Annotated in this window: 13 protein-coding genes and 1 tRNA gene; 2 read left to right on the forward strand and 12 right to left on the reverse strand. The window is 68.2% G+C overall.

Annotated features, from left to right (window positions below):
- Positions 1–110 precede the first annotated feature (110 nt).
- The 11 genes from G6N25_RS10900 to G6N25_RS10950 form a co-directional block, all read right to left on the reverse strand.
- Positions 111–3,374, reverse strand: coding sequence for an arabinosyltransferase domain-containing protein (locus G6N25_RS10900; RefSeq protein ID WP_083075951.1), 3,264 nt, complete (start codon positions 3,372–3,374; stop codon positions 111–113).
- Complete coding sequence (locus G6N25_RS10905; RefSeq protein WP_163672427.1) at positions 3,374–5,365, reverse strand: galactan 5-O-arabinofuranosyltransferase; 1,992 nt, start codon at positions 5,363–5,365, stop codon at positions 3,374–3,376. The genes G6N25_RS10900 and G6N25_RS10905 overlap by 1 nt, the downstream gene beginning before the upstream one ends.
- 2 nt (positions 5,366–5,367) lie before the next feature.
- On the reverse strand, positions 5,368–6,132 hold the full coding sequence (locus tag G6N25_RS10910; protein ID WP_083076137.1) for a decaprenylphospho-beta-D-erythro-pentofuranosid-2-ulose 2-reductase: 765 nt from the start codon (positions 6,130–6,132) through the stop codon (positions 5,368–5,370).
- The gene (locus tag G6N25_RS10915; RefSeq protein ID WP_083076139.1) at positions 6,133–7,515 is read right to left on the reverse strand and encodes an FAD-binding oxidoreductase; all 1,383 of its coding nucleotides are present in this window, start codon (positions 7,513–7,515) and stop codon (positions 6,133–6,135) included. It lies immediately after the preceding gene.
- A gap of 32 nt (positions 7,516–7,547) precedes the next feature.
- Positions 7,548–7,964, reverse strand: coding sequence for a GtrA family protein (locus G6N25_RS10920; RefSeq protein ID WP_083076141.1), 417 nt, complete (start codon positions 7,962–7,964; stop codon positions 7,548–7,550).
- A gap of 7 nt (positions 7,965–7,971) precedes the next feature.
- Positions 7,972–8,451, reverse strand: coding sequence for a GreA/GreB family elongation factor (locus G6N25_RS10925; RefSeq protein WP_083076143.1), 480 nt, complete (start codon positions 8,449–8,451; stop codon positions 7,972–7,974).
- A 345-nt stretch (positions 8,452–8,796) separates the two neighbouring features.
- Positions 8,797–9,627, reverse strand: a complete 831-nt coding sequence (wzm, locus tag G6N25_RS10930; protein ID WP_083076145.1) for a galactan export ABC transporter permease subunit Wzm/RfbD — start codon at positions 9,625–9,627, stop codon at positions 8,797–8,799.
- A gap of 52 nt (positions 9,628–9,679) precedes the next feature.
- A complete protein-coding gene (gene glfT1 / locus G6N25_RS10935; RefSeq protein WP_083076147.1) occupies positions 9,680–10,600 on the reverse strand; it encodes a galactofuranosyltransferase GlfT1 in 921 nt (306 codons plus the stop codon).
- Entirely contained in the window at positions 10,593–11,426 is an 834-nt protein-coding gene (gene wzt / locus G6N25_RS10940; RefSeq protein ID WP_083076149.1) for a galactan export ABC transporter ATP-binding subunit Wzt/RfbE, read from the reverse strand. Before wzt ends, glfT1 begins: the two co-directional genes overlap by 8 nt.
- 20 nt (positions 11,427–11,446) lie before the next feature.
- Positions 11,447–11,995 carry a bacterial proteasome activator family protein gene (locus tag G6N25_RS10945; protein WP_142272813.1) on the reverse strand — a complete coding sequence of 183 codons (549 nt, stop codon included), beginning with the start codon at positions 11,993–11,995 and terminating at the stop codon, positions 11,447–11,449.
- Between the two features lie 12 nt (positions 11,996–12,007).
- Complete coding sequence (locus G6N25_RS10950) at positions 12,008–14,029, reverse strand: DUF6541 family protein (RefSeq protein ID WP_083076151.1); 2,022 nt, start codon at positions 14,027–14,029, stop codon at positions 12,008–12,010.
- A gap of 121 nt (positions 14,030–14,150) precedes the next feature.
- On the opposite strand from G6N25_RS10950, the gene G6N25_RS10955 reads away from it, so the two are divergent.
- Positions 14,151–15,347, forward strand: coding sequence for a cysteine desulfurase-like protein (locus G6N25_RS10955; protein ID WP_083076153.1), 1,197 nt, complete (start codon positions 14,151–14,153; stop codon positions 15,345–15,347).
- A gap of 3 nt (positions 15,348–15,350) precedes the next feature.
- On the opposite strand, the gene G6N25_RS10960 is transcribed toward G6N25_RS10955, so the two are convergent.
- On the reverse strand, positions 15,351–16,337 hold the full coding sequence (locus G6N25_RS10960; protein ID WP_083076201.1) for an NAD(P)H-quinone oxidoreductase: 987 nt from the start codon (positions 16,335–16,337) through the stop codon (positions 15,351–15,353).
- Positions 16,338–16,406: 69 nt separating this feature from the next.
- Here G6N25_RS10960 and G6N25_RS10965 point away from each other — a divergent pair.
- Positions 16,407–16,493, forward strand: a tRNA-Ser gene (locus G6N25_RS10965).
- Position 16,494 lies beyond the last annotated feature (1 nt).

A 16,494-nucleotide genomic window follows, 5' to 3' on the forward strand; every position in this document is an offset into this window, starting at 1 on the left:
ACATGGGAATTGACGCGCGATGTTCGCTCACCGCGCCCCGGCCGAGCCAAGTCGCAGACCGGCGCCGGCGGCGTCTGGTAACAACCCCGGCGAACCAACGACCGCGACCACTAATGCCGCAGCGGAGCCGGGTTCCACAGGCCGCTGCGGGTGGCCGTCCCCAGCTGCAGAAGGGCGGGCTGCGCGCTGGGGTAGTAGGGCGTCAACCGTTGCAGCGAGCCCCAGTCCCGGGACCAGTCGTCCTTCAGATACGTGGCCATGGTGGTCGCTTTCACCAGCAACTCGGTGACGCCCAGCGGGCCGCCGCCGTTGTTGTCCATCACCGGTGAGTTGGCCTCGGCGCCGAATCGGTCGGGCAGGATGCGCCATTTCGGCGTCTCGTCGACGCCGTTTTGATGGCCGAACGGTCGCTGGCAGGGGAACGCCAGACCGACCAGCCAGTCCAGGAACACCGGGTCCTTCGAGCCGACCACGTCCTGCAGCGTGCGCAGCCGCGGAATCCGCGGCGGTGTCAGCGCGATCCAGTGCTGCGGCGCCAGGTCTTCGTCGTCGGCGACCAGGCGAATCTGGGTGGCGGCGCTCGGGATGGCCGACAGCGGCAACCGCAAGTTGCGCCACGCCGGGGAGGCCCCCACGTCGGCGAATTGGAATGAACCGCCGGGGTGGCCGCTCGCCGCTTGATCGTCGGTGGCCCACTGCACCTGGACCTCGCGGGGGTCGAAGCGGCCCGACGCACTCACCACCAGCAGCGGTCCCGCCTTGTCGCGGGCGGGCAGTCGATACCAACCGGACCGCAGGTGGGCGGGTACCTGGATGCCGGAGCGCCAGCTGCCGAGCACCGGTGTGCGCGCGGGGTCGAGGTTGAAGGGTAGCTGGGCGGACGAGCCGTTGATTCCCGGTGCGGGGGTGGTGCCGCCCTCGGTGCCGGGCTGGTTGCTGCCGGTTTTCTCCTCGTCGTTGACGAAACTGCGGTCACCCGGGCGTTCCATCACCGGGTCGGCGCGGACATCGGCGGGAATACCGTTGGGCGTGAAGGCTTCCGATAAGCCCGCCCCGAGGGCGTCGGCCACCGAAGCGCTCACCGGCGCCAGCATGCCGACGTCGGGGTCCTGCTCTACCAGCACGTCCTCGGCCAGTCCGCACGACCTGCCGGTGAGCGCCTCCAGGTTGGAGCGGCCGACCGACCATGCCGGATATTGGTCGATCATCGCCAGGGTCAGCGACGCCACCTCGAACACCACCAGCACCCACGTCGCAATCGCCAACGGGGACTGAATAATTCCGGCCGCCCGCGCCCCATAGCGGGTCTTGGGTGGTCCGTTATCCGGGTCGACGAAATGGAACCACGCCGCCAACAGCAGCACCAGCAGGGTCAGCCCGAGCAGCGCGGTGGCAAACGCGTAGTGCCACGCCGGGAACGCATTCGACCACGGCACACCGAAATTGGACACATACCACCAGCCGTTGACGCTGGCGAACGACAACGCCACCAAAAACAGCACCACGGCGGCGAACACGGTGCGGTTGCGGCGGGATCGCATCGCCACGGATGCCGCCGCGACCGCGGCAAGCGCGCCCAGCGGTCCGGCCAGCCCGGCGAACACCCCGAAGTGATGGGTCCACTTGGTGGGCGTGAACATCATCGCGACGAACGAGATGATGGTGATCCCGACGATGCGGCGGCTCGGCCCGGCGGCCGTGCCCGGAATTCGGCCCTTGCGCAACGACATTGCGACCGTGATCCCGAGCGCCAGGACCAGCGCCAGCACGGCGAAACGCCGGGCGACCGACCCGTCGGGGCTGGCCATGAATAGTCGCTCGTAGCGGAGGTGTTCGTCGAACCAACTCAGGCTGGGCCCGACGGCGCGCTTGAGCGCGGTGGCCTGGGCCTCGCCGGCCAGCGTCTGGTCGCGGAAGATCAGGATGGCGGTGACGGTGACGGCGGCCAGCAGGGGGGCCACCAGTGGCAGCGCACCAAACCGTGTGGATCTGCGGTGCAGGATGGTGCGCAGCGGCCCGATCGCGACCAGCAGTGCACCGATCGAGGCGATCCCCGTCGGCCCGGAGAACAGGGTCAGCGCGCCGACGATGCAGGCGACCGCCACCGGCAGCAGCCGGCTGGTGGCCACCGCCCGTTCCACCGAACACCAGGTCAGCAGGATGCCCAGCGCGATGATGGGCTCGGGTCGCAGGCCGTTGTCCAGCGGCAACCAGACGGCCAGGAACATGCCCGCCGCGGTCCACGCCGCCGCGCGGCTCTTCTTGACGGCGTGACCCAGGCGCGGCATGACTTCGCGGCTGATCACCCACCAGCAGGTCAGCGCCATGGCCAGGGTGGGCAACCGCATCCAGACGCTGGCGGTGCTGACGTGGGCCCACAACGCCAGCAGGTCGTAGTACCAGCCGAACGGCGCCTCGGGCGTGCCGAACCAGCGGTAGTAGTTGGCCATGTAGCCGGCGTGCTCGGACACCCGGGCCATGGTCAGGATGTAGCCGTCGTCGGAGGTGTTGGCGCCGACGAAATGCCACCACACCAGCACGCCGATGACGAGGGCGTCCAGGCCGCCGATCGACCACCAACGCGACGGCAGGAACCGGCGGTGCCGGGTGCCGTCGGCGGTGTCGAGAAAATGAAGGGCGACTAACGCAACGATGGTCAGCGCGACCCCGAGGATCATCGCGGCCAGCTTCAGGGGCGTGGGGCTGGTGCTGTAGCGGGTGTCGATGGTCGCCGAAAAGGTCAGCCCCGGCGGCGCCGGCCCGGTCAGATCCGTGAACACGCCGACGATCTGGGGCCGGAAGTCGTAGCCGCTTTTCTCGCCGCGCAGCGGCGCGCCGGGGTGCTCGGCGTTGGGTCCCTCTGTCAGACCGACGAATTCGGCGGTGACCCGGTCGGCGTGCGCGGTGAACGTCAACCGCTGACACGCCGGGCTGAGCGCCTCGCTCAGCGGGGCGGTGACCACCGCGACGTTGCGCACCACCAACACCAGATAGTCATTGGCGCGCTGGATGAGCAGCCCGCGGTCGACGGCCTTGGGGGCCTGCTTGGGCACCGTCGACAACAGCACCGTCTTGCCGGCGTTCTGCGGTCCGGCCAGCCCGGCGGCGGCCTGACATGGCACGGAGACGTTCAGGTCGGTGGCCACGTAGCCGATCAACGGCGCCTCGACGCTGTTGAACGTGCCGTTCTGCGGCCAGTTCAGTTGGGCGGTGGTCTGGTTGACCGGCAGCACCGGCGTGACGATCGCCAGCAGCGCCCCGAGGAGGCCGGCGACGGTGGCAACCAACCGGGCGATCCGGTGGTTACCTCCCGCGTCGTCCACGGGGGTAGATGGTAGTTCTTCGGCCAAGTCAGCCGAGGTTTCGGTGGCCATCAGCCGCTTGCCGCCGGCTTGCGGATGGCCAGCACGAAGGGGCCGATGGTGTCGACGACGAAACGCGGGTCGGCGAACAGGGCTGCGGGCACATCGACGGTGTACCGGCGGACGTTGGGCTGGTTCGGGTACACGTCCTCGGCCAACCGCAGGGTGTAGTTGCCGTTCGCGCCGCGGCGCATGAGGAACACCGTCGGCGGCGGCCAGGGCGAGGTGTCCAGCGCGTGAATGAGTTCGTCGGGGGTCTTGAGCTTGGACCACTTCTCGATCTGGGCGGCCCGCAGGTCGAACTGCGCCAGCGGGTTGGCGTAGTGCGACGTCAGGCCCTGAAATCCCCAGTAGGGGTAGTAGGACAGGAAGCTGTAGTCGGCGGTCAGCACGACGGTCTGGTCGCGCGGCTTGCCGGTGGTCTTGAGGATGGCGGCGTCGATGTCGGGGTAGAACTTCTCGGAGCTGGGTGGCCGGCGGTCGCCGCGCTGGCCGTGGCCGTCGGTGTCGGTGTAGGCGATGGTCAGATCCGGCCGCAGCACGTCGGGGATGTCCTGGCTGAACGCGATCGCGGCGGCCAGGCCGATGGCGCCGGCCACTGGGACTACGGCGCGGCCGCGTGGGGCGAGGGCCGCGACCAGCTCCACGAAGCCGAACGCCCCCGCGGCGACCAGCAGCACGCTCAGCGTGGGCTGCAGCCGGAACGACAGCAGCGTGACCCGCGCCAGCGTGGCCAGCATCGACAACAGCGACCACAGATACACGGCCAACACCCCGATGGCCAGGCCGCCCGCCCGCACCGACGACCGGGCGCGCACCACCAGCCACAGCGTGCCCAGCATGCACACCGCGCCCAGCAGCGAGAACTGGAGCATCGGGAAGGTCAGCTCGGCGCCATCGGCCGGGAGGTAGTGCGCGGCGCTGCCGCTATTGCTGACCGGGCTGCTGGCCGCGCGCACCAAGAACGGCAGCCACGTCGTCGCCGCGATGGCCGCCGCGATGACGGCGATCACGGCCAGCCGGCGCAGCGGGTCGAGCGCGGTTTTAAAGCCGCTTCGCCGCCAGCGCGCCGCAGCCAGTCCGAGCCCCATCAGCGCGACCGTGAACGCGCTGAACCCGAACAGCAGCGTGTACCAGGTGGCCGTCCAGCCAAGGAATATGCCAGCCCCGACCACCGCGCCCCAGCCCCCCGCCGCCGCGCCGCCACCCGCCGCGTCGCCTTCGGCCGCGCCGACACCTTCTGCCGCCGCGCCGAGCGTCACGCCAGCGTGGCCCTCGGCGTCGGCCGCCACGCTGGCGTGACGCTCGGGGGCCGCCGACGAGCCGGCCCGCAGGCCCGACCACGTCAGCACCAGCACCGGCGGCAACAACACCGTGATCATCGCGGCGTAGGGCTCCGGCGAGCCGTAGGCCAGCGTCACCGCGGCGGTGGCGGTGGTGACGATCAGCGCGTACTCGAAGCGGATCATCCGCCACCACAGCACCAGCGCGACGGCCACCGCGATGGTGATCGACGTGATCGCCCACGGCTTGTACATCTCCCAGGCCGGCGTGCCCGTCAGCGCAGCGACGCGACCGCCGATCCAGAACCAGCCCGGCGGGTAGAACGTCGGCAGCCCGAGGTAGGTCATGTCGTGCAGGGCGGGGCTGTCGGCGAGCCGCGTCAGGTACTCGGTGCGGAACTGCTGGTCAACGGAGATGCCGAACAGGTACAGCTTGGTGGCGCCCAGCGGCATGCCCAGCGTGACCACGGTGAATGCGGACACGAACGCCAGCCCGCCCAGCCGGGCCAGAATCCGGTACCGGCGCCACAGCCAGCCGACGGCGACCAGCCCGGCCAGGCAGCCGACCTGACCGACGGTGGTCAGCGCGTGCAGCTGGTTGGACGACGGAAAGGCCGGCCACTGCACGCCGGCGATGGCGATCAGCGACACCACGGCGATGACGACGGCGACGACCGCCGCCACGGCCATCTGGCCCAGCGTGGCCAGTGCGTTGCGCATGCTCAGATTGGCAGCTTGCGGAAGATGCTCCGCGGGATGTGTCGCAACACCATCATCACATAGCGGAATGCTGCTGGCGCCCAAACCAATTCCTTACCTTTTGCGGACGCGGTCACCGCGAGGTTGGCGACGTACTCCTTGTCGACGGTGAGCGGGGCTTCCTTGATGTGTGCGCTCATCCGGGTGCGCACCTGTCCGGGCCGGATCACCAGGACGCGAACCCCATACTCGCGCAACGCCTCCGACAAGCCCAGGTAGAAGCCGTCCAGGCCGGCCTTGGTGGAGCCGTAGACGAAGTTGGATCGCCGCACCCGCTCACCGGCCACCGTGCTCATCGCGATGATCTGGCCGAAGCCCTGGGCGCGCATCTTCTCACCCAGCAGCACGCCCACGGAAACCGCTGCGGTGTAGTTGATTTCGGCAATCTGCACGGCCTTGCGCTGGTTTTGCCACAGTTCTTCGGCGTCCCCGAGCAGACCGAACGCGACGATGGCCACGTCGACGTCGCCGTCGGCGAAAGCCCGGTCGATCATCTTGGGGTGGATGGTGGTGTCGGTGGCTTCGAAGTCGATCAGCTCCACCGACCGTGCCCCGGCGGCCTTCATCTGTGCCACCGCGTCGTCGCGGCCCGGGTCGTCGGGCATGGCGGCCAACAGGATTCGCGCGTGCGCGTTTTGCAGGTAGCGTCCGCAGATGGCGAGCCCGATCTCGGAGGTGCCTCCGAGCAGCAGGATGGTCTGCGGATTCCCCACGGCGTCAAGCACCATCTACAGCAGCTCCAAGCGTCGGGCCATGTCGGAGGTGAACACCCGCAGGGGATCGACCTTGCGGCGCAAGGCGATCCACTCGTCGATGCGCGGATACATGGCGTGGAAGTTTTCGGCGCTCACCCGCGAATCCTTTGCGGTATAGACCCGGCCGCCGAATTCCAGCACCCGGCGGTCGAGCTCGTTGAGGAACTCGTTGAGTCCCGGCTTGATGGGAAAGTCGACGCACACGTTCCAGCCCGGAATCGGGAAGCTCAACGGCGCCCGGTTGCCCGGGCCGAACAGCTTGAACACGTTGAGAAACGAGTAGTGCCCGGACTTCTGGATGTCGCGGATGATGCCCTTGAACTCCTCGACGGCGGTCGTCGGCACGACGAATTGGTATTGCCCGAAGCCGGCCGGGCCGTAGGCGCGGTTCCACTCACCGAACATGTCCAACGGGTGGTAGAACTGCGTCAGGTTCTGGACCTTGCCGCGATAGGTCCCGGACTTGCGGTACCACAGTTCGCCGATCGGCATGAAGGTGTACTTGCTCATCAGCCCGTTCGGGAAGATGTCGGGCACCGTGAAGAACTGCGGCGCATCGAATTTCAACGGGTGGCGTTGCAGCTTCTTCGGCAGCTGATCCAGCTTGGCCAGCGAGCCCCGCGAAATCGCGGCGCGGCCCAGCTTCGGTGGCGCGCTGATCGCGTCGAACCAGGCGCTCGAGTAGGTATAGGCGGCTTCGCTGCCGTCGCTGTGAAACGCGATGGTCTCGTCGAGCCCGGCGGTCACGTCGCCGTCGGCGATGAAATACGCCGTCTCCGTGGGCGTCATCTCGACGGTGGCCCTCATGATGATCCCGGTCAGGCCGTTGCCTCCGACCGTGGCCCAGAACAGCTCGGAGTCGGCACCGGTGGGAGTGAGATGGCGGATCTGCCCGTCGGCGGTCAACAGGTCCATCGACCGCACATGGTTGCCGAAGCTCCCCGCGCTGTGGTGATTCTTGCCATGAATGTCGCAGGCGATCGCGCCGCCGATCGTGACCTGCCGAGTTCCCGGCAGCACCGGCACCCACAACCCGAACGGCAGCGCCGCCTTCATCAGCTGGTCGAGGTTGACGCCGGCGTCCACGTCGGCGAGCTTGGTGTCGGCGTCGATGGAGTGGATGGTGTGGAGCCGGGTCATGTCGATCACCAGGCCGCCGCCGTTTTGCGCGTTGTCGCCGTAAGACCGGCCCAGCCCGCGCGCGATCACGCCCCGGCCCCCGGCGTCGGCGACCCGCGCCACCGCCTTCGCGATCACCTCGGGATCGGGGGTACGCAGCAGCTGCGCCACGGACGGCGCGGTGCGGCCGAAGCCCGTCAGCCGGGTGGGGGTGGTCGGAAATTCGGTGCTCAACATCGTCAAAGAGGGTACCGCTTGCGTGCGTCGGCTCAACGGATGCGGAAGATTACCGCCCGCTGCACGACGAAGTTGATCACCGTCGCCGTGCCCTGCGCGATCACGAACGCGACGGGTATCGCCCACCCCCGGTAGTGCAAAAGCGCGAGGCAGAGGTGGTTGAGGCCGACCTGCACGGCGAACGTGATGCCGTAGAGGACCATGACCCCGACGAACCGGGCGGTGCTGGGTGCCGCCTGGAACGTCCACCGGCGGTTGATCAGGTAGGCGGTGATGGTGCCGACGACGAAGCTCGTCGCCTTGGACAGGTCGACCTGTAGGCCCACGACTTTGTAGAGGAGCAAGTAGAGGCCGAAGTCGACCACCGCCGACATACCGCCGGTGACGACGAAACGCCACACCTGCGTCGTCAGACTCAGCTGTGGGCGCGGTGGCGCGGCTGGAGGCATGGATGAGTTATTTGGGCAGCTTGACCGCGATCAGCTCGACCTGGTTCTCGCCCTGCGGCGTCGAGTAGGTGACCGTGTCTCCCGCTTTGTGCCCGGCCAGGGCCTGGCCCAACGGGCTGCGCGCGGTCAACGTCTCGGCCTCGCGGCCGACGGGAGTCTCTTCGACGATGGAGATCACGTGCATCGTGACGACCTCGCCGTCGGGGAACCGCAGCGTCACCTCGGTGCCGCCGGGCAACGTTTCCCCGTTGTCCGAGGGTGAAGGCCCGCTCCGCAGTCGCCGGTCCAGCTCGTTGATCCGGTCGGCGAGGATGACGAGCTCGTCCGCGCGTTGGATCGCCTCGGCCGCATCACCGTGGTCGCCGACCATGCCGCGGTCGTTTTTCACCTCGGCCTCGAGGCGATCGCGCCGCTGTTTCAGCCGGTCCAGCTCAGCGGCGAGGTTCTGCCGCGCCGCGTCCGCCGCCGATTGGGCTTTTTTTCTCACGTCTGCCGACCCGATTTCTCTCTGCCGTCGCTGACCTGTAGCGCTACAGTGTTGCACCACCACCGGGCAGCCGCCACCCTACGCGGCGTGCACTGCCCGTTGTTGTTGCACACGTGCATACCCACAAGTGCTCCGGATTTATTCCCGGTGATCACCGAGGCGCCGGCATCGTGCGCCGGAACGGGTTGGCCTGCGCGCTGGCGCGTTGGTGTGAGCCGATGGCTTTGAATGTGCACCCACGGCGTTGGTTGTGAACGTAGGGCGGCATCTGTGGCGATATTTCCGCCCGGGATTCACACCAAAAGCCCAGGATTCACGCCCAAAGCCCAGGTCGGAGCCGCCCGTTTACACCCAGTAGGGGACCCGGGCGCGGTATTGCCGCATCGCGAAGGCCGCCATCACCCAGCCGATGACCGTGAGCGCCAGGACCACCGCCCAGTGCCGCAGCTCCTGATGCGACCCGAGCAGCGGGGCGCGAACGATGTCGAGATAGTGCAGCAGCGGGTTGAGTTCGATGATGCTCGACCAGCGCCCGGCGCCCTGCTGCCGCAACGTGTCGTCGTTCCAGATGATCGGCGTCATGAAGAACAGCAACTGCACCACCGAAAACAGCAGCGGGCCGATGTCGCGGTAACGGGTCGCCAGGATGCCGAAACACAGTGACACCCATATGCAATTGAGGACGATCAACGCCAGCGCCGGAATCACCGAGAGGTCGGCCCACGACCATGGCTTGGGGTAGATGATCGCGATGACGACGTAGATGACGATGTTGTGCGCGAACAGGATCATCTGGCGCCACACCAGCCGGTAGACGTGCACGGAGAGCGGCGTCGGCAATTGCTTGATCAGCCCCTCGTTGGCCACGAACACGTCGGCGCCCTCGAGAATGGCGGCGTTGATCAGGTTCCAGACGATCAGGCCGAGCGTGACGTAGGGCAGGTGCTCCGATAGCTCGAGGTGAAACAGCTTCGAGTACAGGCCGCCCATGGCGACGGCCGTGGTGCCGGTCGCGATGGTGATCCAGAACGGCCCCAGCACCGAGCGGCGGTAGCGCTGCTTGATGTCCTGCCAGCCCAGGTGCAGCCACAGCTCGTGGCGTCGGAAGCCGTCGGCCAGATCGCCCCTGGCGCGGGTAAAAGTCCGCGACTGCGCCGCCGCGTCGACAAACGTCATGTGCGCCGCTCCTCCTCATCGCTCCGCTCTGCATCGTCGCCGGCGCGCGTCATCAAGCTCCTCCTGGCTTCCCGAATCGCTCGCGACGCCCCAGGCGGCGCAACCGGATCCACTCCAACAGTCCCCTGGGATCGCGGCGCGTGACCAGGAAGAACCAGCCGAACCGCACCCACTCCTGCAACAGGAGCCTGCGCAGGCCCGGCTGCGACAACACGTAGCCGCGGTTGCGATAGGTGAAGAACCGCTTGGTCGGGTCGTCGGGATACTGGGTGTGCATGCGGCCGCCGAGAATGGGCTTGAACTCGGCGGATCCGCAGGGATGCAGGTAGACCGCGTCCAAACAGGTTCCGAACGGCAGGCCGGACCGCACCAGCCGGCGGTGCATCTCCACCTCGTCGCCGCGGACGAACAGCCGAAGGTCGGGGACACCGATCGACTCCAGCGTCGACGCCCGGAACAGCGCGCCGTTGAACAGCGACGCTATCCCGCGCAGCAGGTCCTGCCCCGCTTCGGTGCGCAATTCGCTTGCGCGCCTGCGCCATACGAGGCCGCGCCGCAACGGGAACGCCAGCCGCTCCGGGTCGTCCATGTTGCACACCATCGGCGATACCTCGGCCAGGCCGTGCCGCGCGGCGCAGTCCAGTAGCGTCGCCAGCACCTGCGAGTCCCGCGGGCGCCCGTCGTCGTCGGCCAGCCACACCCAGTCGGCGCCTTGCGCCAGCGCGTGCAGCATGCCGAGCGCGAAACCGCCCGCGCCACCGAGGTTTCGGCGCGACCCCAAGTAAGTCGTCGAAATGGGCTGGCCCGCAACCAAATCCCGGACCCGGCCGTCGTCGGGCCCGGGAGAAGCCCCGTTGTCGACCACGATCAGATGGTCGGGCAACCGGGTTTGGGTGCTGAGCACATCCAGCGACTTGGCCAGCTCGTCGGGGCGCCGGTGGGTGACCACGACGGCGAAGACGGTTTCAGTCATCCCCGGATGCTCTTTGCGCCAGCGACCGTTCGGTTGCCGTCTCGGCCAGCACCTCGTGCACGTGCCGGGCCGCGTCCTCACCCTCGTAGGCGCGGACCACGTCTTCGATGCCGCCGGTCATCCGGATGACTCCGTGCTCGATCCACATCGCGGTCTTGCACAGCCGCGCCAGGAATTCGTTGGAATGGCTGGCGAACACCAGGATTCCGGAGCGCTCCACCAGGCCCTGCAGCCGGGACTGGGCCTTCTTCAGGAAGTCGGCGTCCACCGCTCCGATGCCCTCGTCGAGCAGCAGGATCTCGGGGTCGATGCTGGTGACCACGCCCATCGCCAGCCGGACCCGCATGCCGGTGGAGTAGGTGCGCAGCGGCATCGACAGGTAGTCACCCAGCTCGGTGAACTCGGCGATCTCGTCGACCTTGGACAGCATCTGCTTGCGGGTCTGCCCGAGGAACAGCCCGCGGATGATGATGTTCTCGTAGCCGGAGATCTCGGGGTCCATGCCGACACCCAGATCGAAGACCGGCGCGACCCGGCCGGTGACCTTCGCCCAGCCGCGGGTGGGTTCGTAGATGCCCGAAAGGAGCCGCAGCAGAGTCGATTTCCCGGCCCCGTTGTGGCCGACCAGACCGACCCGATCACCCAGCTCGAGCGTCATGGTGATGTCGCGCAACGCCTCGATGACGACGACGTTGGCGTTGTTGCGACCGATGGTCCCGCCCGCCTTGCCGAGGAACGTCTTCTTCAAGGAGCGCGATTTGGCGTCGAAGATGGGAAATTCCACCCACGCGTCGCGCGTCTCGATGTGAGGACCTGAACCGGGCATCGTCGGCAACGGGTGTCCGCTTAGAGGTATTGCCCGGTGCCCGAGCCCGGCCCGTGGGCCGGCCGACTGACCCCCGGGGGCAGCGCGCTGTGGCGCATCTGCTCCAGCTGCGCCCGCGCGGCCATCTGCTGAGCGAACAGGGCGGTCTGGATGCCGTGGAATAGCCCCTCCAGCCAGCCGACCAGTTGTGCCTGGGCGATGCGCAATTCGGCGTCCGACGGCACGGAGTTCTCGTTGAACGGCAGGGTGAGGCGGTCGAGCTCCTCACGCAATTCCGGCGCCAGGCCGTCTTCGAGCTCCCGGATGCTGGTGGCGTGGATCTCGCGCAGCCGGTTGCGGCTGGCCTCGTCCAGGGGCGCGGCGCGCACTTCCTCAAGCAGTTGCTTGATCATGGTGCCGATCCGCATCACCTTGGCGGGCTGCTCGACCAGGTCGGTCAGCGAGCGCCCGTCGGAATCATCGCCCTCGTCCGCGTCGCGGAGCGCCATGATCCGCGGATCGATGCCGCCGATGACCTCCACGCCATCGGCGTCCGGGCCGTCATTGCCGTTACTCAATCCATTCACCATCCTCTTGCGCGTCTACCTGGGGTGGGTCGCCGGGGCACGTCCGCGCCATTCATAAATTTTGGCCCCACCGTTGTCGTAGATCAGCGCCCACGACGTTGATTTCTCCAGCGACACTAGTCCGTCGGGTACCGCGAACCCTCTCACCGTGGGGGTGCTGGTGAGGATGTACCGGATATTGAGCGCCCTGATCGCCTCGACCACCTTTGGATCGGATTCGCCTTTCCGCGCGGAGGTCCAGAAGATGTAGCGGTAGTAGCCCGGGCCGGTCTGCTGCGGAAAGTCGTAGTGGGTCCACAACGGGTGCAGGTCGGCGACGGCATACATCCACGCGGTGCCGTCGGTGTTGGCATTGCCGATCACGGTGTCGCGGGCGCCCGGCAGGGTGGCCAGGTAGGCCATGGCCAGCAGGTCTCGCTGGTCGATCATCACCGAGTCGTATTTGTCGCCGAACAGGACTAGGTGCCGGTAGAAGTAATGCCGGGCAGTCAGCACGGTGGCCACCACCAGCAGGACCGTCGTGGTCGCGATCCAGACGGGGCCCGGCTGGGGGTATTCCCCCGCACGCGGGAGGTGCCCCCGCCCGCTTGCGGGGGACCGGGTGAACCGGTCGGTGGCGCGCCGGGCGCCGGCCACGACGATCATGACGATCGCGAACAGTGCGATGCCGGCCATCGGCTCCAGCAGCAGCGCGATGGCGGCCGAGATCCGGCGCGGGTCTTTGTAGAAGAATTCGCCGAATCCTCCGGCCAGTGCGCCGATTGGGCCACCCAGCGGATTCCCGGCGTCAACGTCGACGACGACCAGCAGCAGCCAGACGACGAGCGGCCACCAGATCTTTTTGACCAGAAAAATGGCCCCGCCGACGGCCGCCACCGCGATCAGCCCGTATTGGACTGGAAAGTCGTTGAGATGGCGGGAGTGCTGAAAAATGGCGTCGAAGACTCCCCGCTCCTTGCTGAGGTGGGTCAGAAAAGAATGTCCGGCGATGATGTCTTCCTGCTGCTGGACGCTGATGAACTGCGGCAACAGGATCAGACCGGCGACCGTCACCACGCCGGCCAGTGCCAGAAAATCGGCGAGCCTGCCGCGCGCCGGATGCCACCACGCGTCCATGAGCCACCAGGCCAACAGGAACAAGAGAACGATGACTCCGCCGGTGATGTGCACCGACATGACGCCCACCAACGCCAGCACGGCCACCGGAATGCGGTCGCGGTGCCGCACCGTCGAGGCGATCAGCACAAACGTCGGGATCGCGACCCCGTAGCCGGCCATGTTGGGCATCGCGGCGACCCCGAACTCGACATAGGGGACCGCGGTGAACGACGCCGAGAGCGCGGCCGCGGTGGCCGCCGCCCCCGCGGCGCGCCATTGGGTGCTGAGGGGGCGCACCAGGAACCAGGTGAGGGTGGCCGCGCTGGACGGGAACAGCCAGACCGCTACGGCCACCGAATTCAACGTGTAGCCGGTGGTCGGTGCCGCGCCGGTGAGCTGACAGAACACCGCCGTCAGGGCGTGGAACACCGACGGGTAGTAGAGCAGCTGGTGGGTCTCGACGTTGCGCAGCTCGCCCATGTGGGTGGACGACGCCTGGCCGGTGTCGAGGATGTAGCGCACCTCGTTGGCGTGCCAGACCGCGTCCCAGGTGCTGGGGATGGACTGCCAATGCGTGAGGCCGCGGTAGCCGGCCCACATGATCAGCAGCGCGCCCAACAGCACACCGGCCGCCACCGTGATCGCCGGCCAGCGACCGATCTCTCGGGTCTCGGTCTCGGTGTCGCGGTAGCGGGCGAGCGCCAGCTGCAAACCCGTCGCCACCACGCACACCGCCGCCAGCGCGGCCAGCGCCGTCCAACCGTTCCAAGGGATTCCGAGCGCACCAAACGGAATGATCGCCAGCGCCACCACGCCGTATGTCAGCGCCGGGCCAACCGCGATAGCGACCGGCCACGTTAGCTGAGTGATGCGTGCGACGATCGTCCCGGGCGTGATCAGTAAGAACAGCGCGATCAGCGTTCCGATCCAGAGGCCCACTGGACTAGTATGGCTGGCCGGGTGACCTGGCTCGCCAAGCCTCCGTCCGGCTGGAACGCTCATGGGGCACCCGCTACCGTCACAATTTTCGCGGAATTGCGGAAGCCTTAAGGTGGCTGGCATGGCTTTCGATGTCGCCCGGGTGCGCGGACTGCATCCGTCGCTGGGTGACGGGTGGGTGCACTTCGACGCGCCGGCCGGCATGCTGATCCCCGATTCCGTTGCGACCACCGTGTCGACCGCGTTCCGCAGGTCCGGCGTCAGCACCGTGGGGGCGCACCCGTCGGCGCGGCGCAGCGCGGCCGTGCTCGACGCGGCGCGCGCGGCGGTGGCGGACCTGTTCAACGCCGACCCGGCGGGCGTCGTGCTGGGCGCCGATCGCGCCATCCTGTTGTCGTCGCTGGCCGAGGCGTCGTCCTCGCGGGCCGGCCTGGGCTACGAGGTGGTCGTCAGCCGCCTCGACGACGAGGCCAACATCGCGCCGTGGCTGCGGGCGGCGCACCGCTACGGCGCCAAGGTGAAGTGGGCCGAGGTCGACATCGAGACCGGTGAGCTGCCGACGTGGCAGTGGGAGAGCCTGATCGGGAAGTCGACCCGGCTGGTTGCCGTCGCGTCCGCGTCGGCGACGCTGGGCACGGTCACCGACCTGCGGGCGGCGACCAAGCTGGTGCACGACGTCGGCGGGTTGGTGGTGGTCGACCATTCGGCGGCCGCGCCGTACCGATTGCTCGACGTCAAAGACACCGACGCCGACGTGGTGGCGGTGAACGCTCTCGCGTGGGGCGGTCCGCCGATCGGGGCGATGGTGTTTCGCGATCCGGGGCTGATCAACACGTTCGGCTCCATCTCGACCGACCCCAACGCCGCCGGCCCGGCGCGGCTGGAGGTTGGGGCGCATCAGTTCGGCCTGCTGGCCGGCATGGTCGCCAGCGTCGAGTACCTCGCGTCGCTCGACGAGTCCGCGCACGGCACCCGACGCGAGCGCCTGTCGGTGTCGATGCAGTCCGCCACCTCGTACCTGAACCGGGTCTTCGACTACCTGATGGTGTCGTTGCGGTCGCTGCCGCTGGTGATGGTGATCGGCCGCCCGGAGGCGCGCATACCGGTGGTCAGCTTCGCCCTGCACGAGGTGCCCGCGGAGCGCGTGGTGCAGCGTCTGGCGGACAACGGAATCCTGGCGATCTCCAACGACCGCTCACGGGCGCTCGACGTACTGGGCGTCAACGACGTGGGCGGCGCCGTCACCGTCGGGCTGGCGCATTACTCGACGACCGCCGAGGTCGACCAGCTGGTCCGCGCGCTGGCCTCGCTGGGCTGACCGTCACGCCCGCGGGCCGGCCACCGTCAGCACGATCTTTCCGGTCACCTTCCCCGCCACCAGTTGCCGGTGCGAGTCACCGGCCTGCTCGATGGGCAGGCGCGCGCCGATGATCGGGCGCACCCGGCCGTCGGCGATCATCGGCCACACCGAGGCCGTGACCGCGTGCGCGATCTCGCTCTTGCTGTTCGGCCCGTTCACCGGGCGGCCGCGCAGCGTGGTGCCGATGACCCGGGCCCGCTTCGCCAGCAGCTTGCCGATGTTCAGCTCGGCCGTCACCCCGCCCTGCATGCCGATGATCACCAGCTGCCCGTCGGTGGCCAGGGCGTCGATATTGCGGTCCAGGTAGGAGGCGCCCATGATGTCGAAGATCACGTCGGCGCCGCCGGTCTCCTCCCGCAGCCGGGCCACGAAGTCCTCGTCGCGATAGTTGATGGTGATCGCGGCGCCCAGTTCGCGACAGAACGCCAGCTTCTCCGCCGACCCCGCCGTGACGGCCACGCGGGCGCCCAACGCCCGTGCCACCTGGATCGCGTGGGTGCCGATGCCGCTGGCCCCGCCGTGCATCAGCAGCAGCTGGCCTGCGCTCAGGTGCGCGGTCAGCACCAGGTTCGACCACACCGTGCACGCCACCTCCGGCAACCCGGCGGCGTCGACGAGGTCCACCCCGTCGGGAACAGGCATCACCTGGCCCGCGGGAACGGCCACATACTCCGCGTATCCGCCGCCGGCCAACAACGCGCAAACCTCTTGTCCGACAGCCCATTCGGTGACGTCGGGGCCCGCTTCGGCGATGACGCCGGACACCTCCATGCCGATGATGTCGCTCGCCCCGGGCGGCGGCGGGTACTTGCCCGCGGCCTGCAGCACGTCGGCGCGGTTGACGCCGGCCGCGGCGACCCGGATCAGCACCTCACCGGGCCCGGCCGTAGCGTCGGGCACTTCCTGCCAGGACAGTCGATCGGGGGATTCGGCGACGATGGCGCGCATGAGGGCCACGCTACTAGGGCATCCCGCCGGGGATGCCCTAGCCCGCTACCCTCATCTAGCCTTGTTCATGGTGGCGTGGCAGAGCGGCCTAATGCACTCGCCTTGAAAGCGAGAGACGGCTAACACCGTCCGGGGGTTCAAATCCCTCCGCCACCGC

Origin of the sequence: Mycobacterium heidelbergense, assembly GCF_010730745.1 — a bacterium.
Classification (GTDB): domain Bacteria; phylum Actinomycetota; class Actinomycetes; order Mycobacteriales; family Mycobacteriaceae; genus Mycobacterium; species Mycobacterium heidelbergense.